This is a genomic window from Methyloprofundus sp., assembly GCF_965251085.1.
Lineage (GTDB): Bacteria > Pseudomonadota > Gammaproteobacteria > Methylococcales > Methylomonadaceae > Methyloprofundus.
In genome coordinates, this window is sequence record NZ_OZ252594.1 from 2,353,466 (window position 1) to 2,379,865 (window position 26,400).

Below are 26,400 nucleotides of genomic sequence, written 5' to 3' on the forward strand. Positions count from 1 at the left end.
GAGGTTTGTTATGACAGAAGTACAGGATGCTAATAATCGTTTCAATACTTTATGGGAAGAAATAGGAGCCAAACGCATTACAATTGGCGATGATGAACACGGACTAGAAATAGTGGTAGATGCCGATTTGTCGGTATTCGCTATCATGGAGAAGCTTAAAGAAAAATCAGAGCAAGATCACCAGGGTGGTAGTCTTAGCTCCAAGGATGTTAAAGCTGTTAGCAACGCGGCAGATTCTATTCATGACATTATGGAAGGTGGAATGCACGTGGGATTAGGTAGCCAGTTTAAAAAATTTTTCCAGTAGAGACCATTACTTTACTCTAACATGTGAACCTAGATATTAGGTCAAACGGACCTCAAATGAGGCCACGTCTTTCCGTAATTTTTGCGACTTATTACCTGACTTTCTAGCTCAGGAAGCACCTTTTAAAGAACACCCCATTATTGCTGAGTTAGGGCGTTTTGAACGTCATCTACTGACTTCTTTTGATGCCCCTGATGCAAGTACAGTCAAGCTGGAAGAGCTCAAACAGGTTCTTCCAGAAGACTGGCCAGAATTACACTTTCGTTTACACCCTAGTGTACAACGGTTTAAAGCAAACTTTAATAGTGTTGCGACTTGGCAAAGCCTAAAACAGCAACAGTCTCCTCCACAACCAGAAGAAGTAAAGAGTAGCTGGATTATTTGGCGAAATGTTGAACGGTTAACCGAATTTAGTTCCTTAACGATGAGCGAATATATTATGTTTGAATGCATAATCAACGGGAATCATTATGCTGATATATGTAAACAATTGACCGAGTTTATACCTGAAAACGAAGTGAGCTAATCCTCTGTAGCAAGCTTAGTCAAGTGGTTAGGCCAAGGTATTATTCGTTCTTTTTCTGACCATCAAAAAAACAGAGTCGCTTTGGTGAGAAAATGATTTCCTAATGACCCACAAGCTTCAACCACCCAAAAAATTTCTACCCTATTAACCTAGAAAAATCAGTTGAGCGCGAATTTATAGTGCAAGATATGGATTTCACAGTGCTTTCAAGAAATTTTAGCTTCACCCATAGGTTAAGCGGACATTTTTTGAAAGTGCGGTGGAATCAAGAGCTTGTGCTAGAAAACGTGAGCAACTAATTTTTCTAGGATTAATGACATACAACGGAATACGGGAATCAGGTGCAACGAAAACCCCGTATTCCGCAAACTCCATACGGGCTACGTCTAATGGCCCAATAATTCAATTACAATCTCCTAAATGTTTGCCTGATTGCACTAATTCGTTGCTTCTCTATCCCGACATTTTTGGCAATTCTTTCCCAGTCATGTGAAATACTGAGCACATCACTAATGATTTTTTTACACTTGGAACGGTTCAGCCCTGCAACTTTAGCAGTGGCTAATAGGTCATTCATAGAAAAATCATCCTGCTTGCCATTAATGCTCATTTGATGCTTTGATGTCCAATCTCCCACTGGATTATAGCTATAGGTCATATCATAGGCCGGTGATATGCGCCATTTACCTACCCGATCCATTATAAAACTGATGTTTTTAGTATGATCATCTTGATTTCTCATAATGACGTTGAAAACCATTCTGCTAAACAATTGTAATTTATCATCCATGGGTAATTTGAGCTTTTGACAGACTTGTAATGCTTGCTCATAACTTGTTGCTCCTGGCACCTGATAATCATAGTGTGCCATTCCGCATAGTGAAATCATGTGGTACTTTCTACCCTGTGCACTCCGATCAAATCGTTGTGACATAAAATGAGTACGACCACCTTCTTCTAACAATTGGCATTCGGACATAGCTATACCAGCCTTTCGTGCACAAAGATAGTAGGCGTATTCTATGCGCCCATAACCTTTAGGGTCATTCAATTCTTTATCATTGTTACCACTGACACCATCGAACTTTATCAGCCAGTACGAAAATCCAGGTTTAGGCTGCATATGACCAGAACAGATAGTCTTGGTCGTTTTGTTCCATGCAATAACAGCTTTCGCTCTCGCTCCACCGGCAGATGTCCCAATTTCAAGAATTTGTGCCAGTGCCTGCGCATCAATTTTTTCATTCTTGAGTTGAATATCAATTTTTTTTGCCGTTAAAATATCACTGGCTAACTGAACCATCTCCTGAATGTTGATGGGCGCATCTGCAAGTTTGTTATCTCCCAGCAAGGGTGCAAATTCTAACGCACCCATTCCACGATTGCCTATATAGCAAAGACGCTCTACCGGGTTAAAATCTGCTTTATCTCTGCCCTGCCGAGCAAGCCATTGATCAATCAGTGCGTTACCAAACTTATCTGGTAGCACATCCGCCAGCATTCCAGGTAAGCCTTTAAATGTTTCTCTATTTAATGAGCGGAATTCATACGGCTCACTTCTAACAGGCATAGTCACTGGGCATGGCTCTATTCCTGAGTTTTGTAGCGCGGGAGAATATTGAAACTCACCATGCAGGGAATCAGGATGCCAAACTAGCGCACCGATTTGTGTCCCCCAAAGGCTGACTGCTGCGATATTAGTCGCCATTATTTTTCATCGCCCCACTGAAAGCCTTGTTTATTCTTCCCTGTCTTATTACTGCTATTGTTTGATAATGATGTTATTGCTGTATTTTTTACTGCGCCTCTGGCTCGTGCACGTCGAGTAGGAGTGGCTTTTAATTGCTCCATTGGAGTTAGCTTAGCCGGATCTGGCAGTGTAGCAAGCATATTATCGAGCAGATCAAGATAGTTTAGGTAAGCAAATAAAGACGATGAATTAACTGCTTTGCCAGCTTCAATGTTTTGAATTGTGCGTAATGAAACGCCTGTTTCATTCGCTGCGCTTTCTTGATCAATGTTTCGTTGTAAACGAACAAACCTGGCGGATGACGCTATGATCTCAAAGTTATTGTTCATTAGTTACCCACATTAATTTGCATGCTATCAAAGAATACTCTTATTACACGTAAATTATAGCGGATTATATCTGCATTCCAAGTTTGCTTGACACTTAATATGTAAATATATGCGTATTACATGAATATATTCCATTTAATTGCTATATATTGCGGGTTATATGCTTATAAGGATATCATAAGAACAAAACGATGCTACTGAAACCACAAGCCACTATGCTATCTGACGACATGTTTTCTCAAACAAAGGAAACTCAGGGGCAGGTATTTCCATAACGCATTAAAACATACTTCACGCGATCACGGATGCGGTTGTATAGTGAGCTGATTTTTGTCTATAGCAAAGCCTGCCCCATACTTGTGATACGGGGGCGTTGAAACTGGCACATAGCTGGCTACGTAACTATTGCTACAGTGCTAATGACGGACAAAAAGACCAGCAAAGTTGGATGATTATTTGTTTCCAAGTGCCTTACTCCATGCTCGTCCCTTACTAAACAAAAAACGTCTGATGGTTTGTTCTTTTTCACTGGAAAAACTAACAGCGATGCTTTTATAATAGCTTTGCATTCCATTAGCTTTAAAGTAGTTGTTAAAGTTTTCTGCCAAAGCTTTGGCAGCTTTATCGTAGGCGATGCTTGTATGCAAACGTCCTTTGAAAGCCAGCTCAGTAGAAGCATCACGCTTTAGTTTGTTAAGCATTTTTTGTGGGTCAGGGCCAAATGCTGAGACTTCTCCCTTTTCTCTTACGCTAGAGAATTCAAATGCTACAGGCGTGGATAAATAGAGTTCAGGGGCATTAATAAATAAGGTATCACCCTCTAGATTTTGAGTTAGCTCCCCAAGCTTTACATAATACTTATAATTAGCCACAAGAGATAAAGTGACTTGAGTATCCCCTACTGGCAAACCAAATATCGGATTGTATTGAGTCCGAGTTAATTCTTCTTTGGTGCTGAACTTGGCAATAACATATTCGTCGCCCCCTTCCAATGACACAAACGTGTCAAAACCTTGGCTAATGTCTTCAGAGTCAAAGATAGAAAACGTCCCATTTCTAAATGACCAGACACTCCCTATAACGACAAGAATCATAAATAAAAGCAGTAATATTTTAAATATTCGCACTAGCGTCCTAAGTATAAGAGTAATCGTTCTGTCTAATTTTAACTTATTGAAGAAGTTATGAATATTTATACAGTAGCATGCATATACTTTGTGCAGTCACGCATGCGGAAAATAGTGTGAGCTAATTTTGTCAATAGCAAGCCTGCCCCGTACTTGATACGGGGACGCTGAAACTGGCGCATAGCTGGCTAGGTAACTATTGCTACAGTGCTATGACAGACAAAAAAACCAGCAAAGTTGGGTGATGTGTGCTTCCAGGTGTCTACCTTATTTAGCAAAAATTTCAGTGAATTCACTATATCCAACTGCTTCTAATTGCGCTACAGGAATAAATTTTAATGCTGCTGAATTGATGCAATAACGCAGACCTGTTGGTTCAGGACCATCTTTAAAAACATGCCCTAAATGTGAATCTGCTGATTTACTACGAACTTCAGTGCGCGGAAGAATCAATAAATAATCTGTTTTCTCGACCACATGTGCCGCCTTAATAGGTTGAGTAAAACTAGGCCAGCCAGTACCTGATTTAAATTTATCCGTTGACGAGAATAAAGGCTCTCCACTAACGATATCAACATAAATACCCGCCCTGCCTTCATTCCAGTATTCATTATTAAAAGCTCGTTCGGTGGCATCATCTTGAGTTACCTGAAACTGTAGCGGTGTTAATTTCTGACGTAATATTTCATCGGAAGGTTTTGCATATTTTTGTACTTGCTCAGGCGTATACTTAAGATCGTCACCCCAGGTTTTTGATAAATACTGATCTCGCCCAGATCGGTATCGATAATATTTATAGCGAATTGGGTTGTTTTTGTAATAGTCCTGATGATGTTCTTCAGCAGGATAAAATTTTTCAAAAGTCATCAATTCCGTGACTACGGGCTCGCTATACCTTCCTGATTGCTGTAACTGTTTTTTTGATTCATTTGACTGCTGGCGTTGCTGCTCATTATGGTAAAAAATAACCGAGCGGTATTGCTCTCCCCGGTCAACAAATTGACCGCCATTATCGGTTGGGTTGATTTGTCTCCAGAACGATTCAAGTATATCGCGATAAGAAACCACTGTAGGATCAAAATACACTTGCACTGCTTCTACGTGACCCGTAGTAGCTTGTGAGACTTGCTCATAATCCGGACTCGCAACATGCCCTCCGCTATACCCAGAAATGACTTTTTGTACACCCTTAACTTTCTCAAAATCCGCTTCAGTACACCAGAAACATCCACCTGCAAAGGTCGCAACTTCTATTGCTGGAAGCGGTTCAATCAACCCTGAGTTGGCTTTTTCTGCATAAGCTGAAAAAGCCCAGAAGTTAAGTAAGGCTGTTAAATATAAAGTCATTGTATAAGATTTCATTTTCATAGCTGTATCCTCATTTTGTATTGGTGCTATACTTCGCGCGGTCACGACTGCGCGAAGTATAGCTATTATGTTAGCTTGTTTTCAATCTGCAAGGTTTTGCTTAATCATGGTTTCTTCATCTCCCTTACGCGCTGATAGAATAAACCAGAATGTGTTTCGATAAAAATTAAACAAATTTAAAGCTAATTCGTAGCTGGGCACCATTTTGTTACTTGTTTCAGCCACAGCAACTAATTTATTCTAAAAACCTTACCTGATTACGTACAACTCTCAGCCATAGTAGAATACAGTTTGAAACATCAGTATGTTAAAAACCTCCTCATTCCCGAAGTCCTTTTATCGGGAATCTATGCTTCTCCGGCTAGATTCTTGCTTAAACCTAGAAACCGCAGTTGAGCAGGAATTTTGTGGAAAATCTGAGTGCGACAGACAAGGCACAGCTAGCAGGCAATGGCCGTAGCCCTTGGCAATAGCTGTAACGCAGTATTTCGCCGCTCAGATTTATTCACAAAACCGTGAAGCGGAGTTTGTTCACCTTGCAGGTGATAAGTTGTTACGGTAATTATGCTTTATATTCAAATTCTTAGAGTGTTTTTTTGCGTTCTACTGCGGTTTTTAGGTTAAAGCATGCAGGAATGACAACTTATAGCTGAGGGTTATTGGCAACCAGGAAACCTTATTCAAAGACCAACAAAATATCTATCGTCCCATTCGGCTATTATCCTAGAAAAATCAGTTACGAATTACTTTCACTATATCCAGAACTATCAAATTCTACACAGCTTAGAGCAAGCAGAACTAGGATCAAGGGTATCGTAGAATTATTGATCCTTATTTCTTGTTTGTCTTGCTCGCATTCATCCAACACATCGCTGTGCTAGCTTACTTTGCTTAATAGTATTATTATAGGTGGGTGTTGAAAACACCGCTAATCGGTTTATTCGCAAAACACCAAGGATAGGTAAGCATAAGCAGGAAGCATAAAGGAGTAAAATGGTTTAGCACCCTCCCTCTTTCAAGGCGAGTCTGATTTATTGTTTTGTGCTGTAGAGAACCTATCATTACTTCTCTTCCTTTTTGGGATTATTATGCACACACAACCTACGCCATTATTAAAGTCATTACTTACTTTCTTATTCTTACCTAAATCCTGCAAGCCCATATTTTGACTCTCATTAACCTGTCTAGCTAAGTGGTTATTAGGTTTTTACTGCCGCTTTGCCAGCCCTCTTTGTCCAACCGATCAAAATATCCAGATTTAAATCATAAATAGAGGAAATTTTTTGTATCGTATGGATATCCCCCGAGCCCAAGGCAATAAACACCCTGCCAACGTGCCATGACCTTTTAATCAAAGTGACTTAACTTCGGTTAAGGGAGATGGAAAGAAATAATCATCCAGAACAACCAGGAGAAATGGTCAAAAACCATTTCTCCAACGATGGCATTCGGTCAACAAACTGATAATACGTCTTCATTGCTTTTTTACCTACCTTTACTCCTGTTTCATATATTTTTTCTGTTAATTTAACAATAGGTGCTTTGCCATTGTAGGTCATACTTTTGGCAAATTTTAAAGTTGTTTCAACTGTATCCATTATGTCGCCACTAATATGATTTTCATAGGCTCCCCATACTCGTTCAATTGGGTTATATTTACTATGATAAGGAGGGTAGTAGGCCAGTTTTATCTTTATGTTGCTTTTTTCAGCAAACTCCACAAGCCTTTTTATAAACTGAGTTCTGGAGCTACTGTTCTCCATACCATTGTCAGCGTTAATTGTCAGAATATCTACTCCATATTTTTCTTGAATTTCTGGCCAAATTTCTTCCAATCGGTCAACGATGAAATCACTGCTGGCATAGCCTGCTGTAAAGAAAAGGAAAAAATCATCATGTTCAGGCAGATAAAAACCAAAAGGAGTTAACTTTTCCTTAACATCTAAATCATGATCCTCTGCTTTTGTTAAAACCCGATTTCGTCCTCCCCGTGAAAAATTTCCTATATTCATTCTTGCTTTGGCATCAATTGATATACGAATCTCTTTTGGGTTGATATCTGCCATTCCATTGACTGAATGAACTTGTTCAAAAATTGCATCCGTTTCCTTGATTTTCTTATGAGGCTTTGTTTTTTGTACCTTTTTTGGATGGTAACTCAGGTCATTTAATTTTGTATTGATAGTTTTTGAGCAAGGTAATGTTTTTTCATCGTAATAATCAATCTCCAGTAAACGTTTTCTAACTTCTTTAGCCGTTAGCCGGGTATATAATCGACAGGAATTAAAAGAGGGATCCGTTTGACACTCCGGTTCAGCAATTTTTTTTATGTCATCAAGTAGATGAGGAAAATGCTCTTCACTTTTATTACGCCCTCTCGCTGAAAAATTATCTTCTATGGGCTGAGTTTCAAGTTCATATTGTCCTTTTCGGATAGTGCCTCTATTCCATCCTAGTTTTTCTTCAGCAATACTTGCACCACCTGAGCCTAGTAGCTCCACCGTTTCAGCCATGAATATACGACGTACCGAGCCTTTTAAACGATGGGCTGTATTTATAATCCAACCTATAATGCTATCTGTTAATATCAACAAGCTTATCTGCCTAGTGTGAGAATAAATTCAGAATTCATTATTATAAATTATTGAGACACAAGCTTACTTCGTTTGGATGATTATTTCTTTCCATCTCCCTAAGGGAGATGGAAAGAAATAATCATCCAGAACAACCAGGAGAAATGGTCAAAAACCATTTCTCCAACGATGGCATTCGGTCAACAAACTGATAATACGTCTTCATTGCTTTTTTACCTACCTTTACTCCTGTTTCATATATTTTTTCTGTTAATTTAACAATAGGTGCTTTGCCATTGTAGGTCATACTTTTGGCAAATTTTAAAGTTGTTTCAACTGTATCCATTATGTCGCCACTAATATGATTTTCATAGGCTCCCCATACTCGTTCAATTGGGTTATATTTACTATGATAAGGAGGGTAGTAGGCCAGTTTTATCTTTATGTTGCTTTTTTCAGCAAACTCCACAAGCCTTTTTATAAACTGAGTTCTGGAGCTACTGTTCTCCATACCATTGTCAGCGTTAATTGTCAGAATATCTACTCCATATTTTTCTTGAATTTCTGGCCAAATTTCTTCCAATCGGTCAACGATGAAATCACTGCTGGCATAGCCTGCTGTAAAGAAAAGGAAAAAATCATCATGTTCAGGCAGATAAAAACCAAAAGGAGTTAACTTTTCCTTAACATCTAAATCATGATCCTCTGCTTTTGTTAAAACCCGATTTCGTCCTCCCCGTGAAAAATTTCCTATATTCATTCTTGCTTTGGCATCAATTGATATACGAATCTCTTTTGGGTTGATATCTGCCATTCCATTGACTGAATGAACTTGTTCAAAAATTGCATCCGTTTCCTTGATTTTCTTATGAGGCTTTGTTTTTTGTACCTTTTTTGGATGGTAACTCAGGTCATTTAATTTTGTATTGATAGTTTTTGAGCAAGGTAATGTTTTTTCATCGTAATAATCAATCTCCAGTAAACGTTTTCTAACTTCTTTAGCCGTTAGCCGGGTATATAATCGACAGGAATTAAAAGAGGGATCCGTTTGACACTCCGGTTCAGCAATTTTTTTTATGTCATCAAGTAGATGAGGAAAATGCTCTTCACTTTTATTACGCCCTCTCGCTGAAAAATTATCTTCTATGGGCTGAGTTTCAAGTTCATATTGTCCTTTTCGGATAGTGCCTCTATTCCATCCTAGTTTTTCTTCAGCAATACTTGCACCACCTGAGCCTAGTAGCTCCACCGTTTCAGCCATGAATATACGACGTACCGAGCCTTTTAAACGATGGGCTGTATTTATAATCCAACCTATAATGCTATCTGTTAATATCAACAAGCTTATCTGCCTAGTGTGAGAATAAATTCAGAATTCATTATTATAAATTATTGAGACACAAGCTTACTTCGTTTGGATGATTATTTCTTTCCATCTCCCTAATGTTAAGCGAGTAACCCCACCTTAACCCAATCATCCCATTCCTGTGGATAGAGCGGATCTGCAGGTGTTCTGACTCTCAGCTGATTATTGCCTGTGAGTAATTTTCCAGCCACCCGAATCAGATAAGTACGAAGTGTATCCGGCTCCCATTGGCACAACGTTTTGTTGCCACTCAATTGAGCCATCCAGCGCACGGTATTGTAGGCAAGAACGGCGCAATGAAATAATGCGGCATTAGCCAGAAATTGATTCGTTCTGATTTTACCTAAACCCATTTGTGATTTTGCTTCTTCAATCCATGTTTCGCACGTCGCTCGTTCACCATACTTCTTATGTGTTTGCCAAGGCGATAGAGGTTCAGTTGTTACATAACAAAAATAGTCATATTCTGCCGTATCCCAAAGCTCGGACTGAGGTCCTGTCACTTGTTTAGGTTGCTTTATCCTGACCGCGACAAACTGACGAGAGCGAGACCAGCCACCACAACGATATTGAAACTCGCTCTGCTCCCAACCGGGTCGGCCTTGTATGGCTGTCCAGGCCTGTTTGGCCAGCAATGCGTTCAAATTCTTAAGTTTAACCTTTATTAGATACCCATGCCCTCTGGTATCGAGAAATTCAAGCAAATCACCGACAAAATAACCACTGTCACCGCGAAAAATAATGCGCATCCGATTGGGCAAGTGTGCAAGTAACTGTTTGGTAAATTCTACAACACCATTGCTTGTAAAGGCATTGCCTGTCCGGAACCAGGCTTGTAAAATTTCTTTTGTTTCCGCTAGAAAAGCGAGTTGTGGATGGTATGAACGGGCACCTTTCTTTTTGGGGTTGAAGCCTTTGGCACTTCCTTCTTGTCGACCACAAACGGTGTCCACAGTTGAATCGACATCGACCCACTGGACGGATTGTATGCCAGTTTTCGATTTTCCGGAACGAAGCAATCGCCGCCAGTGTTGACCACGCAAAGTATGCGTGAGCGTTTCAAACTGGCTTATCTGCCTATCACTTACTTCTTTAAAGATCCGTAAAATTGTGGTTTCAACAGGAATCTTTATCCAGCCAGCTACTTTGCGCAGTACGCTATCTGCCCATACGGTCGTCACCTTTGCCATTGATGTTGCTCCCCCCATCATGCCAACCAACGTCAATAGAACCACATCAGATAAGTGATGGTCTGCATTTTCACCCCGCCGATGTGGAACGCTTTGTTTTACGGTTTTTTCAAAACCTATCCTGTCTAAATATTTCACGACGGGAATCAGTCCCGCCTGGCTTGTCAATCCATGTGCTGTAGATGTCATTTTTACCGTTCGGGTACGGTTTCTTACGTGAGATGAGGATTTTGATACTTTAGAGGGCTTCATTAAAACAATGAGATAGTGAAATCAGGAAAATGATATTATATCATTGTTTAATAAGGAGTTTTGTGGATTATTATGTATAATGCTTGCAGGATTTAGGTAACAATACTTCACGTTCGCAAACCGGTGCCTTATTACTTTCCCAGTTCAATCTAACCCCTCCTTACACGGTCGATAATGCCTATATGAACGTATTCTGGGGTATTGGCCAGTATACCTCGGCAGCGCGTAACGCTAATGCTGGTGGGCCACTAGGCCAGGTAGGCCTGTTATTCTCCGCAACAGGCCTCGGGAATTATGGCCCTGCATTAGCAAGTGACGCACAAAACATGTTCGGTGGTGCCATCGGGTATGAGCGATATCTGGGCTCCATTCATAGAAAAATAATCTTTGAATTTGGCGGAGTTGCCAAAGATAGTGCGATAGCTTTTGGCGGTCAATTCGAGCAGGCGCTAGGCAGTAATTTCCTATGGACTCTGGGCTCATATGTAAGCCATCAGAAGAATCATAAACGTAGCGTCGGTTACGGTGTACGTTCGGTTTTTAGCGTCTTCTTTTAATCCAGCAAGCAGAGTCCCAAATGAAATCTATCGCTTCAGTCATTTCTAAAAAACTGTTTGCCTGGCCTTTACTGGCTTTTCCCGCAACTTATATGTTGTTTTTATTTCTGGATGGCAGTCTGAGTGCCTGGAAATATTCAGAAATGCAGGATTTTTTTGGCAACACAGCAATTGGCTGTCTTATCATTGTCTTGTGCCTGACACCTCTGAAACAGTTCTTTCCCAAATGGCCAGTCATCGCAGCACTTAATGTCCACCGCCGGGCAACTGGAATTAGCTGCTTTCTTTATGCTTCATTTCACGCTTTTCTTTATGTAAACCAGACTGATGGCCCCTCCGAAATCGTACGCGATTTTCAGCAACCCGATTTATTTTATCTTTATTTTGGGCTCATGGGACTATGCTTGCTGTTACCTTTATTTCTCACCAGTAATAATTTTTCTGTTAAGCATTTAAAGTACAAATGGTGGAAACGCTTACATCGTATTGCTTATCTAGCGGCGATTATTCTGTTTCTACATCGCGGCTTTGGTGAAAATGATGATTTATTTGGCACCCTACTGATATTTCTACCTCTGATAGTGTTGGAGAGTTTACGCATAGGCAGAAATTTTCTGCAATTATTGTTTAAAGATGCGCCTGCAAAACAGCCGCCTCCAGTCCTTGTATGGGATGATGAGAAGCTATTCTGTGTCGATAAGATTGTGGTGGAATCCGATCAGGTGCATTCATTTTATTTAAAACCCACCGAAAAATTTAAACTACCAAATTACAAGCCGGGGCAATTTCTGACCTTTCGTTTTGATATTCCTGAGCAGGAAAAACCTGTCGTCCGTTGTTACAGTCTCTCAGATGCACCCGGTAATGATTATTTCCGGATTTCAGTGAAACGCATCCCGGCTCCACGCAACAAACCTGAATTACCGCCGGGCCTTTCTTCTAGCTTTTTGCACGATCATGTTAAAGAAGGAGACACTATAAAAGTGCTAGCACCTAACGGAAATTTCTGTCTTCCTGAGGGGAATAAGCTGAGTAAAATTGTCATGATTGGTTCTGGAATTGGTATTACCCCAGTGCTCAGCATGCTAAATCATCTGCACAAAATAGGCATTAAACGCGGCTCTGATATCTGGTTTTTCTACGGTGTCAGAAATGGCAGTGAACAGATTATGAAGCAGCACCTGAAAACAATTGCATCGGCAAACAAGCATCTTAAGCTTCACGTTTGTTATAGCACGCCGGACGAGCAGGATACTTTGGGGGAGGATTACCATATTAAAGGCCGTGTCTCGCTGGATTTATTGAAAAAAACGTTACCAGGCAACGATTTTGACTTTTATTTCTGTGGCCCTGGCCCGATGATGGCTGATTTAGCAGAAGGACTGGATTTATGGGGCGTAGCAGATGAACGTATTCATTTTGAAGCTTTCGGCCCCTCTACTGTCAAGCGTAAATCAGCGCCAGTAAAAAGCGATAATCAATATCAGGTGAAATTTGACCAAACGGGTAAAACCCTGAATTGGACAGGAGAATCAGAGTGCCTTCTAGAGTTTGCCGAAGCCAATGGCGTTACCCTACCCTTTGGCTGTCGTATGGGGAATTGCGGCTCTTGTAGCCAAAAACTGGTAAAAGGCGAGGTACATTACCCGGTAGAGCCTTCCTTTACGCCTGAGGAAGGCCATTGCCTAACTTGTAGCTCTGTACCTGTATCCGATATTGAATTGGCATAATTCAACGCAACTTCTCTACTCTATGCTTTAGCCTAAGCACAACAGAACTATCTACTATCCATTGATCCTAGAAAAATCAGTTGAGCGCGAATTTATAGTGCAAGATATGGAATTAATATAACACTTTCAAAAATCTTAGCTACACCCATAAGTTAAGCGGACATTTTTTGGAAGTGTGGTGGAATCAAGAGCTTGTGCTATAAAACGTGAGCAACTGATTTTTCTAGGTTGATGGTAAAAGAGCTAAAAAAAACACCATGAGCATCATAATAGTCATACTGGATACTAAGGGAGATGGAAAGAAATAATCATCCAGAACAACCAGGAGAAATGGTCAAAAACCATTTCTCCAACGATGGCATTCGGTCAACAAACTGATAATACGTCTTCATTGCTTTTTTACCTACCTTTACTCCTGTTTCATATATTTTTTCTGTTAATTTAACAATAGGTGCTTTGCCATTGTAGGTCATACTTTTGGCAAATTTTAAAGTTGTTTCAACTGTATCCATTATGTCGCCACTAATATGATTTTCATAGGCTCCCCATACTCGTTCAATTGGGTTATATTTACTATGATAAGGAGGGTAGTAGGCCAGTTTTATCTTTATGTTGCTTTTTTCAGCAAACTCCACAAGCCTTTTTATAAACTGAGTTCTGGAGCTACTGTTCTCCATACCATTGTCAGCGTTAATTGTCAGAATATCTACTCCATATTTTTCTTGAATTTCTGGCCAAATTTCTTCCAATCGGTCAACGATGAAATCACTGCTGGCATAGCCTGCTGTAAAGAAAAGGAAAAAATCATCATGTTCAGGCAGATAAAAACCAAAAGGAGTTAACTTTTCCTTAACATCTAAATCATGATCCTCTGCTTTTGTTAAAACCCGATTTCGTCCTCCCCGTGAAAAATTTCCTATATTCATTCTTGCTTTGGCATCAATTGATATACGAATCTCTTTTGGGTTGATATCTGCCATTCCATTGACTGAATGAACTTGTTCAAAAATTGCATCCGTTTCCTTGATTTTCTTATGAGGCTTTGTTTTTTGTACCTTTTTTGGATGGTAACTCAGGTCATTTAATTTTGTATTGATAGTTTTTGAGCAAGGTAATGTTTTTTCATCGTAATAATCAATCTCCAGTAAACGTTTTCTAACTTCTTTAGCCGTTAGCCGGGTATATAATCGACAGGAATTAAAAGAGGGATCCGTTTGACACTCCGGTTCAGCAATTTTTTTTATGTCATCAAGTAGATGAGGAAAATGCTCTTCACTTTTATTACGCCCTCTCGCTGAAAAATTATCTTCTATGGGCTGAGTTTCAAGTTCATATTGTCCTTTTCGGATAGTGCCTCTATTCCATCCTAGTTTTTCTTCAGCAATACTTGCACCACCTGAGCCTAGTAGCTCCACCGTTTCAGCCATGAATATACGACGTACCGAGCCTTTTAAACGATGGGCTGTATTTATAATCCAACCTATAATGCTATCTGTTAATATCAACAAGCTTATCTGCCTAGTGTGAGAATAAATTCAGAATTCATTATTATAAATTATTGAGACACAAGCTTACTTCGTTTGGATGATTATTTCTTTCCATCTCCCTAATATGTCGTTCTAACAGATCAGTAACCATTGTATTGTCATTACAAACAGAGCTGGTAGTTGAAACCCTCCCAGCTAAAGCAAGATGTTCTACCTGACTATGATTTTGTGCTATTGGCATTTCAGTTCTGTATATAACAGTACTTCCTCTAGAAACTACCTGAGTAATTTTTACCCCGTTGGCAAACTCAAAAGGCAGAAAAGCCTGAGTACCAATAGAAACAAAATTCGCTATACTTTTAGGCGCAAGTCCGTCAATACTGAAATCGAAAAAAGACTTGGCAACAGCCATTGTTACATGCCTGGTCACTCCATTACTCATTGTAGTATAAGCAGCCTTAACCGGCTCATTAAAATATTCGAAAGATACAATCGGCTGACGATTTTCCTCTGCTGGCGATTTGCGATTTAAAATTAACTGTTCAAGTGCAGCAGTATCTGTCTTACATAAGAGTAAATTGGTATTAGCAGATCCTGCCGCTGAATTTTTATAAATAGGAGAGCCAGGTAAATTATTGAATGTAGGCTTAGCTAAATTTATCTGATCAGCACTATAAGTAGCAAAAGATATAAAGGCTAACAATATAAAAATTGTATAAAAATGAATATTGGTTTTCATGAGTTTATTCTCCGAGTATCACGGCACCAAACAAACGCACCGCTAACCTAGTTCAAGCAGAAGCTATGCCAGAAATAAAAACACTAAAGTAAACCTATAAAACAAACACTTACAAACACCCCAAGTAATAAAGATCAAAACAAAAAGACAGGAAACACTATATATCGTGAATATACGAGATATTATGACTTAGAGATACGTCATGTAAGTTAAAAAAGTTGCACACGTACACTTAATATAGAGGGTTATCCCACGTTAACTCCTGAATGACCTCACTAAGGGGATAAGGAAAAAATATTGTCCCAGCCTCTCACGTTCTATAACTCAGTTAAGGTAAAAGGCAGGATGTGCTGAGGAACAAAGCGCATCTTTTCGTGATTGATGCGCTTCCTATATTAACCCTCTTATAGAGGTAACCTATGAGTTAGCACATTGGATAATTAATTATTTCCATTACCCTAAGGAGCGAGGATTAAATAATTTCCGAAAGTATGACGCAGGATTTTAGCATCACAAGCGTGCTAGGAAAAAAGACTTGATTTTAAACGTGGAAACTCCTAAGCAAAGATTCAACCTAGTCTGCTATCAATCCGGTTATAAACGGATTGATTTTTCCAATTAAATTTCCTTTCCTGAACAGGTAGGTTAAAATTTAAATCTCCTGAATAGTCTGAAACTCATAGGCATCCATGCAAAACCTCCAGACATTGAGAGCACGTTACCAACAAATACGCCTTATATCCGAACAGATTTGTGCACCGTTAGAAACAGAAGACTATCAAATCCAGTCAATTATTGAAACGAGCCCGCCTAAATGGCATCTCGCCCATGTCACCTGGTTTTTCGAAACCTTTTTACTCAAACCGCATCACAAGAATTATCAACCCTTTCACCCTCAATTTGAAATACTATTCAACTCATATTACGAAACGCTAGGTACATTCCACCCTCGGGCTCAACGCGGTTTATTGTCGCGTCCATTAGTCAAGGAAGTATATGCATACCGCCGTGCCGTAGATGAAGCTATGACTGAACTTTTCGATACGCTGGAACAAAAACCTAATAATCAGCTACAGTTTTTCATCGAACTAGGCTTGAATCACGAGCAGCAACATCAGGAGTTGATGTGCATGGATATCAAGCATAACTTTTCTGTCAATCCACTAAAACCCGTTTACCGCAAGAACCTTACCACGCCCTTAACCTATAGTGATGTAACTAAAATAAAATGGCATGAACAAGCTGCCGGAAACTATAAAATTGGCCATACAAGCACTCATTTCGCCTATGACAATGAATCACCTCGGCATGCTCATTACTTACCGGACTTCCATTTAGCAAATCGGCTGGTAACTAATGGCGAATATCTGGAATTTATTGAAGATCGGGGCTACCAACAGGTAGAGTTATGGTTATCAGATGGATGGCACCATATCCGCCAACACAATTGGCAGCACCCTTTGTATTGGCATCAAGATGATAGTAACTGGCTGGAAATGACTCTAGGAGGCATGCACCCACTGAACCTTCATTCCCCAGTATGCCACATCAGCTACTATGAAGCCGATGCCTATGCTCGCTGGGCCGGTAAACGCTTGCCAACTGAAGCGGAAATCGAAGTTGTATTAGAGAATAAACCCATAACGGGAAACTTCTTTGAACAAGATTGTCTTCACCCTCAGCCTGCAGGTAACGATGGCCAATGGTCAGACATCTTGATTCGCTATCCTGAAAGAAATCCATTAAAACTTAAACTAGGCAATATAATTAAAGGGTTAGGGAATTATTGTCAAATGATTGATATTTTCAGCTAAAGAAATGAAAATGGTACTCATTTAGGTTAAACTAAGTCCTCATATCATACGAGGTATTCAATTAATGCAGCAACTCATGCTCCCAATAATTCCTCAGGGTACGACTATTATAAATGGTCAGGTCAGTGTTGATAACCGAAATGATGAGTGGTTTTATTTCCTCGGCGGTATCCCGATCTATTCTCACCAGGCTGACAATAAGAGATTATTTAGACTTCACACCTCTCAACTCATCAATACCGGTTCCTGTCGTTCAATCGATATTATTACAACCTTTGGTGTCTCTAAAAGTAGTGTTATGCGCTCATTAAGGCAACTACGAGAAAAAGGGGCTGATTCGTTTTTTGAACCTCGCCCGACTCGCAAGGGAGGACCACTCTTTACGCTTGAGGTTTTGCAGCAAGCTCAGGAATATCTGGATCAAGGTATGACGCCTAACGAAGCCGCTAAAGAATTAGGCATCCGGGCAGATACCTTTCGCAAGGCGATCAGTGATGGACGTTTAAAAAAAAGTCTGCCGCATCAATAGACCCCAATGATGGCAGTACCAAATCAGCCCGTGATATTATAGATGCCAATGCAGCCGATGTGCTTGGTACGGCCTGCACTCGAGTAGAAGAGCGAATCCAGGCTGCTTTGGGTGAGCAGGAAAAGGGAGCCTCAATCGAATTCGAATCCTGTTTAGATGTTCCTAAAGGCGGTGTGTTATGTGCATTGCCCGCGTTACTTGGCAATGGCTTATTAAATGACATTGAGCGCCACCTGGGCAAACTGACAGGTTACTATCAAACCTTTCATATTCTATTGCTACTCGCCTTTATGGGGCTATGTCGCATCAAAAATGCCGAACAACTTCGCGAGCATGCACCGGGTGAATTCGGAAAACTACTTGGCCTGGATCGGGCTCCCGAAGTGCGTTGTTTAAGATCCAAAGTAAAAGGACTGGCTGAACCAAAATCAGTCGAAAGCTGGGCGGCCGACCTCAGTCGACAATGGATGGAAAATGAACCAGAGGCAGCAGGAACACTCTACATAGATGGTCATGTCCGTGTCTATCATGGACACTTGACTAAACTTCCCAAACGGCATGTTTCACGCGAAAAACTCTGCTTACGGGGTATCACCGACTACTGGGTTAATGATGGTACGGGGCGTCCCTTCTTTGTCGTTGAAAAAACGGTGGATCCGGGCTTACTAAAAACGCTGGAAGAAGATATCGTCCCCCGATTACTCAAAGACATTCCGAATCAACCGAGTGCACAAGCATTACAGCAAAACAAACAAGCCTGTCGTTTTATCCTGGTGTTTGATAGAGAAGGCTATAGCCCCGCATTCTTTAGAAAGATGTGGGACAAGCATCGTGTCGCTTGCATGACCTATCATAAATTTCCCACCGAAAATTGGCCACTGGACAATTTTTCCAGTCAGGAGATCACCCTACCGAGTGGTGAAAAAGTCATCATGAAACTCGCCGAACGAGGCAGTCTGGTTGGAACCAAAAAACAGGCGATGTGGATGAGAGAAGTGCGCAAGTTGACTGATTCTGGTCACCAAACCAGTATTATTACCACAGCCTATGAACTAGAGTTGACGGCTGTTTCTGGGCGAATGTTTAGCCGGTGGTGCCAAGAGAACTTTTTTAGATATATGAAGCACCACTATGGGCTAGATATGCTACAGGAGTATGGAATAGAGCCACTATCCGATACCCAAAAGGTGGTCAACCCTGATAGGCGCCAACAGGAAGGACAGCGTAATTCGATACAATCCAAACTCAATTACCGTCTATCTCGATTTGCAGCGATGGAACTTCATCCGGTGATTAAAAAAGATGAAACGGAAGATGTGAAATACAAGAAATGGGAAAGAAAACGAGCAGAATTACTCGAAGAAATAGAGCATTATGAAAATGAACTAAAAACCATCAAGGAAAAACTAAGCCAAACGCCCAAACACATTACCTGGCAAGAGTTGAGAGACGAAGATAAGTTCGAACAGCTTCTGCCAGGGAAAAAGCGGCTGATAGATACTGTCAACATGATCGCTTATCGGGCAGAAACAGCAATGGCCGCTCTGCTAACCTCACCGACAATCGACTTTCCGATGGCAAGGCAACTATTACAAACGCTGTTTGTGACAGAAGCAGATATATTACCCGATGAAGTAAAAAAACAACTTCGGATACGTGTGCATAGTACTTCCCGACCTGCAAGTAATAAAGCAATAGAAAAGTTATTTGAACAACTCAATCAAACGGAACTCAATTATCCAGGAACCGATCTGCGCTTAATTTATGAGCTGACTTCATCCGCAAAAAATTAGGAAATGGTCTCAAATTAGTTTCGTCTGAATCAAGATGTCTGATGGTATGGAGATTTATGGACCTGGACTAGCACTGCCTATCACGCTTATCCTGGGTTTACACCGCTGCCAGGGTCTGCGGGCGAATACAATGGAAAATTCATGAGTAACCAAATGGTACTACGTGGAGGTAGCAGTGTAACCTCACAAAATCATATGCGGGCAACTTATCGAAATTTTTTCACACCCTATGATCGCTGGCAGTTTAGCGGTATTCGTTTAGCGAATGATACTAAGTAAATAACTATAATAAGAAACTAGCTATGAAATTCCAATTCCACTACTACCAACCTGAATTTGAAGATTTACCTACCGCCGTTGAGCATGGACTGAGTCAATCGCCTAAACAGCTACACCCCAAATTTTTCTATGACAAGGAAGGCTCCAGTATTTTTGAGCAGATTTGTGAACAACCCGAATATTATTTACCTAATGTAGAGCGCAGCATTTGTGAAGATTTTGCCGATGAAATAATTGCATGTCTGGGTGAAGACTGCCATATCATTGAGCCTGGTGCAGGCAGTAGTCATAAAATTCGGTTTTTACTCGACCGTATCAACCCTGCCATGTATGTACCGATGGATATTTCATCTGAACACCTGCGGATCTCAGCACAAAAACTGGCGGAAGACTACCCTGACCTTCCCATTCATGCAATATGTGTAGACCACACAAAACCCTATGAACTACCTACTGAAATACCTGCTGATAAAAGGGTGTTTTTTTACCCAGGTTCCAGCCTAGGAAACTTTGACCCTGAAGATGCGATTCACTTTCTACGGGATCTACACGCTAAAGCAGGAAAAGACGGCGCTTTATTGATTGGTATCGATACAAAAAAGCCGGCCGAAGTGCTTAACCTTGCCTATAATGATGCAACGGGAATGACAGCGGCTTTTAACATGAATCTGCTCAAGCGCATTCAAAGTGAAATGGACTCTGAGTTAGATACTACCAGCTTTACTCATCATGCCTTCTACAATTTCGAGCACGGCCGAATTGAAATGCACTTGCGCAGCCACAAGGATCAAAAAGTTCGGGTTAACGACAGCATCTTCCATTTTCAATCAGGGGAATCAATTCACACCGAAAATTCCTACAAATACACACCGGTTGAATTTGTGGCGCTAGCCAAAGAAGCTGGCTGGCAGAGTGAAAGAGTCTGGCAGGATGAAAACGGATATTTTAGTGTGCATTTTCTCCGTGTTAGCTAATTCAACCTGGGAAAAACTATTATTTATCAACTGTCATAGTTCGCATAATGTATACGGGGTGCGGAAAAACATGCTGCTAATATAACTTATTCCTTATGCACCATACTTAATTTTACAGATAGACTGAAGGTTATACCTATACTTCGTGCGGTCGCAGATGCGAAGTATTATCTGCAAAGCTTATTCATAATTTGGCATCAAACTCAATATTCTGCGCGCCATGGAGCACCATAAAATGCTTACCACGCGACCGGGAAATTAGAGTCACCCCTGATAATTGCGCCATTTCCAGCCCCATTTGCGTTGCGCCTGAGCGCGAGAGTAAAACCGGAATTCCCATTTGCGAGATTTTTATCACCATCTCAGAAGTTAAACGCCCAGTAGTATAAAAAATCTTATTATCACCGCTCACTCCATTCAGCCACATATACCCGGCAATCGCATCCACCGCATTATGCCTGCCCACATCTTCTACAAATAACTCTAGCTTATCACCCATGTATAAAGCACAACCATGCACCGCACCTGCTTTTTTATACACCTCATTATGCGTCCTAACCGACGCTAAAAGTGCATATAAGGTTGACTGCTTAACACTGTTCTCAGGCACACGAATTTTCTGCAATTTTTCCATTAAGCGGCCAAATACAGTTCCCTGCCCACAGCCCGTAGTGACCGTGTGCCGTTCCATTTGCTTTGAAAAATCACTATCCTCACCAGCGGTTACGACAGCGACTGACTCAGTTTCCCAGTCTACCTGTACGATCTTAATTTCATTTATGCATTCAAAGAAACCCTGATTTTTTAAGTAGCCCAAGGTTAATAATTCAGGATGCGAGCCTATGGTCATTAAGGTCACTATTTCCTGCTTATCTACATAAAGGGTCATGGCTCTTTCACCCACTAGCTGGAGTTCGCGCTCTTCCCCTTGCTCATCAATTCCGGTAACCTGTTTGGCAACACTGAGGCCTGCATCTGTCATTTCTGGTTGCATCATTATTCCTTGATTTCTAATTCAGCTAATTGTTCCAGAGTATTGATATTAGAGAAAAATTCAGGATTGGCACTGAAATCTACTTTTACCCAGTTATGCTGATCAAACCAGCGGTCTATTTTACGTTCACCCTGCGCTAAATAATTTTGTAGACTTTGTTTAAGCGAGCTTTTGATTACCATAAAAACCGGGTGAATTCGTTCGCCATCAAATGCAACAGCAATATCTGCCGCAGTAGATTCACGCTCATCTATCAGACTCTGCAAGCCCTTTGCAGTGATAAAAGGAGAATCACAAGGGATCACCAGCAAAACATCATTGAGACAAACTTTCAAAGCCGCATACACCCCAGCTAAAGGTCCAGAAAAATCATCTGTAGCATCGCTGATGACGGGATATTCGAATTGCTGGTATCGGGTAATATTACGATTAGCATTGACGAATAGCTCATCGACCACGGGGGCCATCGCTTGTATCGCATAAGTAATCATTGCTTTATTATTAAAGAGGACTAATCCTTTGTCCTGTTGATGCATGCGTCTTGCTAAGCCGCCTGCAAGGATTACGCCCGATACGCCTGATTGTTTATTCATACTCTATTAATGCTAGTAGTTTCCTGGTCAAACCCATAAAAACATTTATATGACTTTTTAGCAATTAGATTTACCTTCCTCCCCCGTTTAACTTTAGAACATCAGTTTTTCAGCGTTAAAAATGCAGGCCATAGTAGTTGCAGTTATAATCAGATGAATGATATTCTTATCTATGCATCCCGAGTGTTTATTCGATCAACTGTCTTTAGAAATAGACTCTCTAATCTGTCGTTTGATTTACTCTGGACATAAGGAGCACAAATGTTAAAAATTACCTTACTAGTATTTTTTACTTTTGTATCTATTACAAAGGCACAACAGCCGCCTGAGGTATCAATTAATGAAAATGGTATTCAAATTGATATTGCCTATTTCGAATTAGCCAATCAAGTCGGTGAAAAAAAAGCCTATAAAGTCAAACTAATATCTCCTGCTGAGCTTAAACAACCCTCTTTTCATATAGACTGGTCATCTTTACAGGAAATTCCCCTGCAAAAGCCACATAACTCAGGTCTTGTACAAAATGCAGAGCCCATAACCGTGGGTCACTGGTATCGTCCCGGCTTAGATACGACCTGGCAATGGCAGTTACAAGGAGCCGTAAATTCCGGCTATGCGGTAGGTATGTATGATATAGATTTATTCGATGTCAGCGCAGAAACTATTGCACAATTACATAGTTCAGGTAAAAAGGTTATATGTTATTTTTCCGCAGGATCTTTCGAGGAATGGCGGTCCGATGCTGAACAATTTACTAACAATGACCTCGGTACACCACTAGATGGCTGGCCGGGTGAGCGCTGGCTGGACATCCGTTCAAACAGAGTATTTGCTATTATGCAGGCCCGACTTGAGCTAGCGTTACAAAAAGGCTGTGATGGCGTGGAACCGGACAATATGACGGCCTATACCAACACTTCCGGTTTTGCTTTAACAGCGGCAGATCAATTAGCATTTAACCGTAGTCTGGCTAATGCTGCTCATACCCGAGGTTTGTCAATTGGCTTGAAAAATGACCTAGGGCAAATTAATGAGCTGGTTGATTACTTCGACTTTGCTGTTAATGAAGAGTGCTTTGAATTTGCAGAGTGCGCCAATCTCGAGCCTTTTACAAATCAGGGAAAACCCGTTTTCAATGCAGAATATAGCGACGCTTACGTCAATAATGGAGAGGCTCAAAACACCATCTGCGAACAGGCAAATAACCGACAATTTCAGACTCTAATCTTACCTCTGGCCCTAGATGACTCATTTCGGTTTAGCTGCAAATAAACACCTGATTACGTACAACTCTCAGCCATAGTAGAATAAAGCTTGAAACATCAGTCTGTTAAAAACCTCGTCATTCCCGAAGTCTGTTATCGGGAATCTATGCTTATCCGACTAGATTCCTGCTTAAAGCATACAGGAATGACGAAGTATAGCTGAGGGTTATGGGTAATCAGGAATAAATATGACTACCCTATCAAAATCAATTTAACAGCTGCTCGCTCTGGAGACTTAATTGGTTCAGCTGATCAGTCAGTTGCTGTTGGAATTCAGCAATCTGTTCCGCTGAGACACGTTTTTCAACGACTATCGGTTCGCCAATTAAAATATTAACAGTACTAAAAGGCAGAGGTAGAAAAAAGCTATCCCAGCTATTAAACTGTATCTTATGACTACAGGCATTAGTAATCGGAATAATCGGCGCGCCACTCAGTTGCGCTAAGGTAATTGCACCCACTTTGGCTTCACGTGCTGGCCCCAATGGCCCATCTACTGCTGCACCGACGCTGCATTTTTCTTTACTAATCGTTAAATAAATATCGCGTAATGCTAAAGCACCGGTGCGATGCGCAGACCCGCGTAGCACTCCTACTCCCAGTTGCTGTAAAACTGCATCACCAATATCGCCATCTTTTGAAGGACTCACCAATACCCTAACTTTAACACCTTGCTGACAAAGCCCCAGCATAAACTGTATTGCAAAGGTCATTTGCTGATGCCAGTAGCAAGGTAACATCGCTCGCTCTGCATCTATATAGGGTTGTAACTGCTCCGCGCCTTTAATATGCACCTTACATGTTTTAAGCAATAACTTTACATAGGTACCGACTAAAACAGCAGCCATTTTTTGCATGGTAACAGTCTTTAAAAATAATTTCAAAAGGCTACTCCTGTTTTGCAATTTGTTGTTCCAGAAAGCTAGCCAAGGCCGCGATACTCGGATAGTCAAATAAATCGGTGAGCTCAATCTGATCGGGAAACAGCTGGTCCAGGCGCTCATGAATTTGCGTTAAGGATAATGAACTTATACCAATTTCAAATAAGTCATCATTGGGTACAATCTCACGCTCTGGAATCACTTCTTTGCATATCTGCAATAATTGCTGCTCGATTGAACCCTCTTCACTTGGCTCTTCTTCAGATTTCGGTGCGGTTATCTGCTTGATCTCAGCAAGTGTATCTGCGTAGGCTCCGGCAATAAACTGATTAGACAGATTAAAGCGCTGCACCTTACCACTGGTGGTTTTAGGAAAAGCAGAAACCGGAATCACCTCAGCCACTTCTATACCCGCATCTTTTGCCAGAGCAGCACGGATAGCATTTGCCATAGGGATAAAATTTTGTAAATCCGCTTTATAGCTGACGAAAACAGCCAGGGCCTCGCCATCTTGGCCCGGTATCGCACACGCCGCTACTTTATGCTTGCCTATTTCAGGTAGGCCTTCACATAGCTGCTCTAAATCATGTGCATGGTAATTCTGTCCATTAACAATAATCAGATCTTTAAAGCGCCCTGTCAAAACTAGCTGCTGCTGATACATAAAACCTATATCCCCAGTATCCAGCCAGCCTTCGGCATTAATGGTTTCCGAGTTTAATTGGCTATCGTCATAATAGCCCTTAGTTACATTTTCACCGCGAATAAGCACATGCCCCAACGTCAGTTCGGGTAATTCCTGACCGCTATTATTGGCAATGACCAATCCAGTATTGCTAACTGGCTTGCCTAATAACACCATTTCCAGGCTATCTGCTTGTTCTGCCGAGGATAAAATAATCTCATCACCCAGCTGCAAACGCTGACGGTTAATAAAAATGGATTGTATGGCCAAGGCCGGCTCAGTAAAAGCAGAAGCAAGAGAGGCTTCAGCCAGACCATAGACAGGGAAAATGACCGTCTCTTTAAAGCCGAAAGGCTTTAATACTTGATTGAATTCACGACATATTGCAGCTGAAATTTGCTCCGCCCCATTAAAAATCAAGCGTAGTGAGGATAGGTCAAGATGTGCCTGCTTTTCGGGTTTAAAATATTTTAAAATATGTTGATAAGCAAAGTTTGGTGCTGCCGATACCGTAGCCTTTTTTTCACTGATTTTATCCAGCCATAGATTCGGTCTGCGCACGAACAATTCCGATGACATTAAATAGACATCGGTATTTAATACCAGCGGCGATAAATGAAAACCAATAATACCCATATCATGGGTTAATGGCATCCAGCTTAAACTAACATCCTCTTCTGTTGCTTTACTGCCAATCAGAATCGAAGCGATATTAGTCATTAAATTATGATGCGAAAGCACGACTCCTTTTGGCTCACCGGTAGATCCTGAAGAAAACTGGATAAAAGCGGTATGCTGAGGATTAATCTCCGCTGGAGTTGCCTGATTTTGATCTGGCAGCAATTGCTCAGCCAATACAACCTGCTGTTGCAATAATGCCTTCATATGCCCTAGCTGCTGCTCATCGGCATAGCTAAATAACTGCTCCAGAGCATCTGATGAGGTCCAGACAAAAGGCTTATTTAATTTTTGAAATACTGCTAATACACGTTTTTGCGCGGTATTCTGACTGGAAGCATTTAAGGGTACAACTATAATCCCGCCTAATATCGCGGCCCAGAATACGTCGACAAACTGCTCATTGCTTTCTGCCAGCAAGATCAGTTCATCTCCCTGTTTCACACCCGCTTGCTGTAATTGATATAACAGCTGCAGAGCGCGCGTATAGAGCTCTGTATAGCTTACTCTGAGTTCATCGTTCTTGGCTTTAATATAGGTAATGCTTTTATTACCTTTGGCAGTCTGTTGTAAAGCATCTACGAGGGTGACTGGAAATGATGTTGCGTTCATTT

21 protein-coding genes and 1 pseudogene are annotated in these 26,400 nt (G+C 40.9%); 9 read left to right on the forward strand and 13 right to left on the reverse strand.

Annotation, left to right across the window (positions count from 1 at the left end; genetic code table 11):
* The first annotated feature begins 10 nt into the window (after positions 1–10).
* A complete protein-coding gene (locus ACQY3F_RS10865; protein ID WP_428354862.1) occupies positions 11–307 on the forward strand; it encodes a hypothetical protein in 297 nt (98 codons plus the stop codon).
* A 932-nt stretch (positions 308–1,239) separates the two neighbouring features.
* Here ACQY3F_RS10865 and ACQY3F_RS10870 read toward each other — a convergent pair.
* From ACQY3F_RS10870 to ACQY3F_RS10900, 7 genes are all read right to left on the reverse strand, one after another.
* Positions 1,240–2,541, reverse strand: coding sequence for a type II toxin-antitoxin system HipA family toxin (locus ACQY3F_RS10870; protein ID WP_428354863.1), 1,302 nt, complete (start codon positions 2,539–2,541; stop codon positions 1,240–1,242).
* Positions 2,541–2,912, reverse strand: coding sequence for a helix-turn-helix domain-containing protein (locus tag ACQY3F_RS10875; RefSeq protein ID WP_428354865.1), 372 nt, complete (start codon positions 2,910–2,912; stop codon positions 2,541–2,543). Before ACQY3F_RS10875 ends, ACQY3F_RS10870 begins: the two co-directional genes overlap by 1 nt.
* Before the next feature lie 452 nt (positions 2,913–3,364).
* The gene (locus ACQY3F_RS10880; RefSeq protein ID WP_428354866.1) at positions 3,365–4,006 is read right to left on the reverse strand and encodes a hypothetical protein; all 642 of its coding nucleotides are present in this window, start codon (positions 4,004–4,006) and stop codon (positions 3,365–3,367) included.
* A gap of 300 nt (positions 4,007–4,306) precedes the next feature.
* Positions 4,307–5,407, reverse strand: a complete 1,101-nt coding sequence (msrB, locus tag ACQY3F_RS10885) for a peptide-methionine (R)-S-oxide reductase MsrB (RefSeq protein WP_428354867.1) — start codon at positions 5,405–5,407, stop codon at positions 4,307–4,309.
* Positions 5,408–6,801: 1,394 nt separating this feature from the next.
* The gene (locus tag ACQY3F_RS10890; RefSeq protein WP_428352931.1) at positions 6,802–7,998 is read right to left on the reverse strand and encodes an ISAzo13 family transposase; all 1,197 of its coding nucleotides are present in this window, start codon (positions 7,996–7,998) and stop codon (positions 6,802–6,804) included.
* Between the two features lie 124 nt (positions 7,999–8,122).
* Positions 8,123–9,319: an ISAzo13 family transposase gene (locus ACQY3F_RS10895; RefSeq protein WP_428352931.1), complete on the reverse strand. Its 1,197-nt coding sequence runs from the start codon at positions 9,317–9,319 to the stop codon at positions 8,123–8,125.
* A gap of 107 nt (positions 9,320–9,426) precedes the next feature.
* Positions 9,427–10,788 carry an IS1380 family transposase gene (locus tag ACQY3F_RS10900; RefSeq protein ID WP_428352972.1) on the reverse strand — a complete coding sequence of 454 codons (1,362 nt, stop codon included), beginning with the start codon at positions 10,786–10,788 and terminating at the stop codon, positions 9,427–9,429.
* An 83-nt stretch (positions 10,789–10,871) separates the two neighbouring features.
* Between ACQY3F_RS10900 and ACQY3F_RS10905 the strand changes: the two genes are divergently transcribed.
* Together ACQY3F_RS10905 and ACQY3F_RS10910 are read left to right on the forward strand one after the other, a co-directional pair.
* Complete coding sequence (locus tag ACQY3F_RS10905) at positions 10,872–11,345, forward strand: hypothetical protein (protein ID WP_428354868.1); 474 nt, start codon at positions 10,872–10,874, stop codon at positions 11,343–11,345.
* Positions 11,346–11,365: 20 nt separating this feature from the next.
* Positions 11,366–13,075 (forward strand): ferric reductase-like transmembrane domain-containing protein, encoded by a 1,710-nt coding sequence (locus ACQY3F_RS10910; protein WP_428354870.1) that lies wholly within the window; start codon positions 11,366–11,368, stop codon positions 13,073–13,075.
* Between the two features lie 308 nt (positions 13,076–13,383).
* On the opposite strand, the gene ACQY3F_RS10915 is transcribed toward ACQY3F_RS10910, so the two are convergent.
* Entirely contained in the window at positions 13,384–14,580 is a 1,197-nt protein-coding gene (locus tag ACQY3F_RS10915; RefSeq protein WP_428352931.1) for an ISAzo13 family transposase, read from the reverse strand.
* A 43-nt stretch (positions 14,581–14,623) separates the two neighbouring features.
* Entirely contained in the window at positions 14,624–15,301 is a 678-nt protein-coding gene (locus ACQY3F_RS10920; RefSeq protein ID WP_428354871.1) for a hypothetical protein, read from the reverse strand.
* A gap of 689 nt (positions 15,302–15,990) precedes the next feature.
* On the opposite strand from ACQY3F_RS10920, the gene egtB reads away from it, so the two are divergent.
* From egtB to egtD, 5 genes and pseudogenes are all read left to right on the forward strand, one after another.
* Entirely contained in the window at positions 15,991–17,115 is a 1,125-nt protein-coding gene (gene egtB, locus ACQY3F_RS10925; protein WP_428354872.1) for an ergothioneine biosynthesis protein EgtB, read from the forward strand.
* A gap of 64 nt (positions 17,116–17,179) precedes the next feature.
* Positions 17,180–17,644 carry a hypothetical protein gene (locus ACQY3F_RS10930; protein ID WP_428353027.1) on the forward strand — a complete coding sequence of 155 codons (465 nt, stop codon included), beginning with the start codon at positions 17,180–17,182 and terminating at the stop codon, positions 17,642–17,644.
* Between the two features lie 59 nt (positions 17,645–17,703).
* On the forward strand, positions 17,704–19,437 hold the full coding sequence (locus ACQY3F_RS10935) for a putative transposase (RefSeq protein WP_428354873.1): 1,734 nt from the start codon (positions 17,704–17,706) through the stop codon (positions 19,435–19,437).
* Between the two features lie 60 nt (positions 19,438–19,497).
* Positions 19,498–19,716 (forward strand): annotated as a pseudogene (locus ACQY3F_RS10940) (ergothioneine biosynthesis protein EgtB); the annotation flags it as partial.
* Between the two features lie 23 nt (positions 19,717–19,739).
* The gene (egtD, locus tag ACQY3F_RS10945; RefSeq protein WP_428354875.1) at positions 19,740–20,690 is read left to right on the forward strand and encodes an L-histidine N(alpha)-methyltransferase; all 951 of its coding nucleotides are present in this window, start codon (positions 19,740–19,742) and stop codon (positions 20,688–20,690) included.
* A 184-nt stretch (positions 20,691–20,874) separates the two neighbouring features.
* Here the strand turns inward: egtD and ACQY3F_RS10950 are convergent, their stop codons facing one another.
* A complete protein-coding gene (locus tag ACQY3F_RS10950; RefSeq protein WP_428354876.1) occupies positions 20,875–21,684 on the reverse strand; it encodes a formate dehydrogenase accessory sulfurtransferase FdhD in 810 nt (269 codons plus the stop codon).
* A gap of 2 nt (positions 21,685–21,686) precedes the next feature.
* A complete protein-coding gene (gene mobA / locus ACQY3F_RS10955; protein WP_428354878.1) occupies positions 21,687–22,277 on the reverse strand; it encodes a molybdenum cofactor guanylyltransferase MobA in 591 nt (196 codons plus the stop codon).
* A 261-nt stretch (positions 22,278–22,538) separates the two neighbouring features.
* Here mobA and ACQY3F_RS10960 point away from each other — a divergent pair, with 261 nt between their 5' ends.
* Complete coding sequence (locus ACQY3F_RS10960) at positions 22,539–23,549, forward strand: endo alpha-1,4 polygalactosaminidase (protein WP_428354879.1); 1,011 nt, start codon at positions 22,539–22,541, stop codon at positions 23,547–23,549.
* Positions 23,550–23,748: 199 nt separating this feature from the next.
* On the opposite strand, the gene ACQY3F_RS10965 is transcribed toward ACQY3F_RS10960, so the two are convergent.
* Positions 23,749–24,426: a lysophospholipid acyltransferase family protein gene (locus ACQY3F_RS10965; RefSeq protein ID WP_428354880.1), complete on the reverse strand. Its 678-nt coding sequence runs from the start codon at positions 24,424–24,426 to the stop codon at positions 23,749–23,751.
* 4 nt (positions 24,427–24,430) lie between these two features.
* Positions 24,431–26,398 (reverse strand): non-ribosomal peptide synthetase, encoded by a 1,968-nt coding sequence (locus tag ACQY3F_RS10970; RefSeq protein WP_428354881.1) that lies wholly within the window; start codon positions 26,396–26,398, stop codon positions 24,431–24,433.
* Positions 26,399–26,400 lie beyond the last annotated feature (2 nt).